A 5,397-nucleotide genomic window follows, 5' to 3' on the forward strand; every position below is an offset into this window, starting at 1 on the left:
GTTTGGGGGTGGGGTTTTTGTTGCTGCATGAGGAGCCTGACGATTACCTACTTTCACACGGGAGATCCGCACTATCATCGGCGTGGAGTCGTTTCACGGTCCTGTTCGGGATGGGAAGGGGTGGTACCAACTCGCTGTGGTCATCAGGCACGACTTGTTGTCGTGCGCCGGGTGGGCACACAACCAATCCGGGAAGAAGCAGTAAATGTTGGGTGGCGATTGTCGCACACGCATAACTCGCCAGTGGTTCAAACACACCGGTTATAGGATCAAGCCTTACGGGCAATTAGTATCAGTTAGCTCAATGCATTACTGCACTTACACACCTGACCTATCAACGTCCTGGTCTGGAACGACCCTTCAAGGGGCTCGAAGCCCCGGGGATATCTCATCTTAAGGCGAGTTTCCCGCTTAGATGCTTTCAGCGGTTATCTCTTCCGAACATAGCTACCCGGCGATGCCACTGGCGTGACAACCGGTACACCAGAGGTTCGTCCACTCCGGTCCTCTCGTACTAGGAGCAGCCCCCTTCAAATATCCAACGCCCACGGCAGATAGGGACCAAACTGTCTCACGACGTTTTAAACCCAGCTCACGTACCTCTTTAAATGGCGAACAGCCATACCCTTGGGACCGGCTACAGCCCCAGGATGAGATGAGCCGACATCGAGGTGCCAAACACCGCCGTCGATATGAACTCTTGGGCGGTATCAGCCTGTTATCCCCAGAGTACCTTTTATCCGTTGAGCGATGGCCCTTCCATACAGAACCACCGGATCACTATGACCTGCTTTCGCACCTGCTCGACTTGTCGGTCTCGCAGTTAAGCACGCTTATGCCATTGCACTATCAGCACGATTTCCGACCGTACCTAGCGTACCTTCGTACTCCTCCGTTACACTTTGGGAGGAGACCGCCCCAGTCAAACTGCCTACCATGCACTGTCCCCGATCCAGATCATGGACCAAGGTTAGAACCTCAAACAAACCAGGGTGGTATTTCAAGGACGGCTCCACCGAAACTAGCGTTCCGGTTTCATAGCCTCCCACCTATCCTACACAGATCGGTTCAAAGTCCAATGCAAAGCTACAGTAAAGGTTCATGGGGTCTTTCCGTCTAGCCGCGGGGAGATTGCATCATCACAAACACTTCAACTTCGCTGAGTCTCGGGAGGAGACAGTGTGGCCATCGTTACGCCATTCGTGCAGGTCGGAACTTACCCGACAAGGAATTTCGCTACCTTAGGACCGTTATAGTTACGGCCGCCGTTTACCGGGACTTCAATCAAGAGCTTGCACCCCATCATTTAATCTTCCGGCACCGGGCAGGCGTCACACCCTATACGTCCACTTTCGTGTTTGCAGAGTGCTGTGTTTTTATTAAACAGTCGCAGCCACCAGTTTATTGCAACCTCTTCACCCTTCCAGCGCAGGCTGGTTAAGCTACAGAGGCGTACCTTATCCCGAAGTTACGGTACCAATTTGCCGAGTTCCTTCTCCCGAGTTCTCTCAAGCGCCTTAGAATACTCATCTCGCCCACCTGTGTCGGTTTGCGGTACGGTCACTATTAGACTGAAGCTTAGAGGCTTTTCTTGGAACCACTTCCAATTGCTTCGCTTCCGAGGAAGCTCGCGCCACACCCTTGAATTATGTGCCCGGATTTGCCTGAGCACCTTCTCCAATGCAGCGACCGGGACGTCCAACACCCGGACAACCTTCCGCGATCCGTCCCCCCATCGCATCTAACAATGGTGCAGGAATATTGACCTGCTTCCCATCAGCTACGCATTTCTGCCTCGCCTTAGGGGCCGACTCACCCTACGCCGATGAACGTTGCGTAGGAAACCTTGGGCTTACGGCGAGGGGGCTTTTCACCCCCTTTATCGCTACTCATGTCAGCATTCGCACTTCCGATACCTCCAGCACGCTTTTCAACGCACCTTCGCAGGCTTACGGAACGCTCTCCTACCATGCATATAAATATGCATCCGCAGCTTCGGTGACTGGCTTGAGCCCCGTTACATCTTCCGCGCAGGACGACTCGATCAGTGAGCTATTACGCTTTCTTTAAAGGGTGGCTGCTTCTAAGCCAACCTCCTGACTGTTTTTGCCTTCCCACTTCGTTTCCCACTTAGCCAATCTTTGGGACCTTAGCTGGCGGTCTGGGTTGTTTCCCTCTTGACACCGGACGTTAGCACCCGATGTCTGTCTCCCGTGATTGCACTCTTCGGTATTCGGAGTTTGCTATGGCGTAGTAATCCGCAATGGACCCCACAACCATGACAGTGCTCTACCCCCGAAGGTGATACACGAGGCACTACCTAAATAGTTTTCGGAGAGAACCAGCTATTTCCAAGTTTGTTTAGCCTTTCACCCCTATCCACAGCTCATCCCCTAACTTTTCAACGTTAGTGGGTTCGGTCCTCCAGTACGTGTTACCGCACCTTCAACCTGGCCATGGATAGATCACTTGGTTTCGGGTCTACGCCCAGCAACTGATCGCCCTATTCGGACTCGCTTTCGCTACGCCTGCCTTAATCAGTTAAGCTCGCTACTGAACGTAAGTCGCTGACCCATTATACAAAAGGTACGCCGTCACCCCTTACGAGGCTCCGACTGTTTGTATGCATGCGGTTTCAGGATCTATTTCACTCCCCTCCCGGGGTTCTTTTCGCCTTTCCCTCACGGTACTGGTTCACTATCGGTCGATCACGAGTATTTAGCCTTGGAGGATGGTCCCCCCATCTTCAGACAGGATTTCACGTGTCCCGCCCTACTTGTCGTACCCCTAGTTCTTCCACGCTGTTTTCGCTTACAGGGCTATCACCTGCTATGGCCGCACTTTCCAGAGCGTTCAGCTAACAACACAGATAAAGAGTACAGGCTGATCCCATTTCGCTCGCCACTACTCTGGGAATCTCGGTTGATTTCTTTTCCTGCGGTTACTTAGATGTTTCAGTTCACCGCGTTCGCTTCACTAAGCCTATGGATTCAGCTTAGGATGACCCATTCGGGCCGGGTTTCCCCATTCGGATATCGGTGGATCAAAGCTCGTTTGCCAGCTCCCCACCGCTTTTCGCAGGCTACCGCGTCCTTCATCGCCTGTGATCGCCAAGGCATCCACCACATGCACTTGTTCGCTTGACCCTATAACGAGTGTGTCTGCCAGCATTGCTGCCTTTAAGCCCACCGTCATAGGTTGAGTATTCGCGTTGTGCCGTATTCCAAAGCAATCTTTCGATCACCTTTTCATACTTGATACAATCACAACCCTGATTACCCTACTCACACCCATCTCTAAGTGCTTTCGAATAATCTCTTTACTACTTCTTCCAGATTGTTAAAGAACGACAGCCGATAGCGTGATCAATTCAATCACCTACCCGCGCTGACTGGCTCAATCGCCAATGCGCAACGTTGAACCCCGCGTTCAGCGCTGTGCATTGAGGATTGGTGGAGGATGACGGGATCGAACCGACGACCCCCTGCTTGCAAAGCAGGTGCTCTCCCAGCTGAGCTAATCCCCCCGTGTGTGCCTGACTCAGTCTGCTCGCTTGGTCGTTTTAAGCACCGCTTGCCCGGGTGGTGGGTCTGGTTGGATTCGAACCAACGACCCCCGCCTTATCAAGACGGTGCTCTAACCGACTGAGCTACAGACCCTTAGCCTGTCTTTCTGACAGCCGATAAGCGTGAACACTTGAGTGGGCGAGCGTTTAAGCTCGAGAAAGGAGGTGATCCAGCCGCACCTTCCGATACGGCTACCTTGTTACGACTTCACCCCAGTCATGAATCCTACCGTGGTGACCGTCCTCCTTGCGGTTAGACTAGCCACTTCTGGTAAAACCCACTCCCATGGTGTGACGGGCGGTGTGTACAAGACCCGGGAACGTATTCACCGCGGCATGCTGATCCGCGATTACTAGCGATTCCAGCTTCACGCAGTCGAGTTGCAGACTGCGATCCGGACTACGATCGGTTTTCTGGGATTGGCTCCACCTCGCGGCTTGGCAACCCTCTGTTCCGACCATTGTATGACGTGTGAAGCCCTACCCATAAGGGCCATGAGGACTTGACGTCATCCCCACCTTCCTCCGGTTTGTCACCGGCAGTCTCCCTAGAGTGCTCTTGCGTAGCAACTAAGGACAAGGGTTGCGCTCGTTGCGGGACTTAACCCAACATCTCACGACACGAGCTGACGACAGCCATGCAGCACCTGTGCGACGATTCTCTTTCGAGCACCCCAAGCTCTCACCCGGGTTTCGTCCATGTCAAGGGTAGGTAAGGTTTTTCGCGTTGCATCGAATTAATCCACATCATCCACCGCTTGTGCGGGTCCCCGTCAATTCCTTTGAGTTTTAATCTTGCGACCGTACTCCCCAGGCGGTCAACTTCACGCGTTAGCTACGTTACTAAGGAAATGAATCCCCAACAACTAGTTGACATCGTTTAGGGCGTGGACTACCAGGGTATCTAATCCTGTTTGCTCCCCACGCTTTCGTGCATGAGCGTCAGTATTGGCCCAGGGGGCTGCCTTCGCCATCGGTATTCCTCCACATCTCTACGCATTTCACTGCTACACGTGGAATTCTACCCCCCTCTGCCATACTCTAGCCTGCCAGTCACCAATGCAGTTCCCAGGTTAAGCCCGGGGATTTCACATCGGTCTTAACAGACCGCCTGCGCACGCTTTACGCCCAGTAATTCCGATTAACGCTCGCACCCTACGTATTACCGCGGCTGCTGGCACGTAGTTAGCCGGTGCTTATTCTTCCGGTACCGTCATCCCCACCCGGTATTAACAGGTAGGTTTTCTTTCCGGACAAAAGTGCTTTACAACCCGAAGGCCTTCTTCACACACGCGGCATTGCTGGATCAGGGTTGCCCCCATTGTCCAAAATTCCCCACTGCTGCCTCCCGTAGGAGTCTGGGCCGTGTCTCAGTCCCAGTGTGGCTGGTCGTCCTCTCAGACCAGCTACAGATCGTCGCCTTGGTAGGCCTTTACCCCACCAACTAGCTAATCTGCCATCGGCCGCCCCTATAGCGCGAGGTCCCGAAGGATCCCCCGCTTTCTTCCGTAGATCGTATGCGGTATTAATCCGGCTTTCGCCGGGCTATCCCCCACTACAGGACACGTTCCGATGTATTACTCACCCGTTCGCCACTCGCCACCAGGGTTGCCCCCGTGCTGCCGTTCGACTTGCATGTGTAAGGCATGCCGCCAGCGTTCAATCTGAGCCAGGATCAAACTCTTCAGTTCAATTCCTGTTACTGTTTTCGGTTGTTTTACCAACCGGTCGCTCACTCAACGTACTGACGATGATCAATCCGTCTTTCGACAGATAAACCTTCCTCTAATACTGTGTGAGACTTGATAACTTTCGCTAAACGTCCCAACCCC

The 5,397-nt window shown here is 53.3% G+C and carries 2 tRNA genes and 3 rRNA genes; all 5 read right to left on the reverse strand.

Going from position 1 to position 5,397, the window contains the following annotated elements:
* Nucleotides 1-34: 34 nt before the first annotated feature.
* Nucleotides 35-148, reverse strand: a 5S ribosomal RNA gene (gene rrf / locus NCT04_RS33940).
* 117 nt (nucleotides 149-265) lie between these two features.
* Nucleotides 266-3,146, reverse strand: a 23S ribosomal RNA gene (locus tag NCT04_RS33945).
* Nucleotides 3,147-3,450: 304 nt separating this feature from the next.
* Nucleotides 3,451-3,526 (reverse strand) — tRNA-Ala (locus NCT04_RS33950).
* A 56-nt stretch (nucleotides 3,527-3,582) separates the two neighbouring features.
* Nucleotides 3,583-3,659: transfer RNA gene (locus NCT04_RS33955), tRNA-Ile, on the reverse strand.
* A gap of 64 nt (nucleotides 3,660-3,723) precedes the next feature.
* Nucleotides 3,724-5,256, reverse strand: a 16S ribosomal RNA gene (locus NCT04_RS33960).
* Together the 16S, 23S and 5S rRNA genes with 2 tRNA genes alongside form the textbook arrangement of a ribosomal RNA operon.
* Nucleotides 5,257-5,397 lie beyond the last annotated feature (141 nt).

It is taken from the genome of Caballeronia sp. GAFFF2 (genome assembly GCF_023631485.1).
Lineage (GTDB): Bacteria > Pseudomonadota > Gammaproteobacteria > Burkholderiales > Burkholderiaceae > Caballeronia.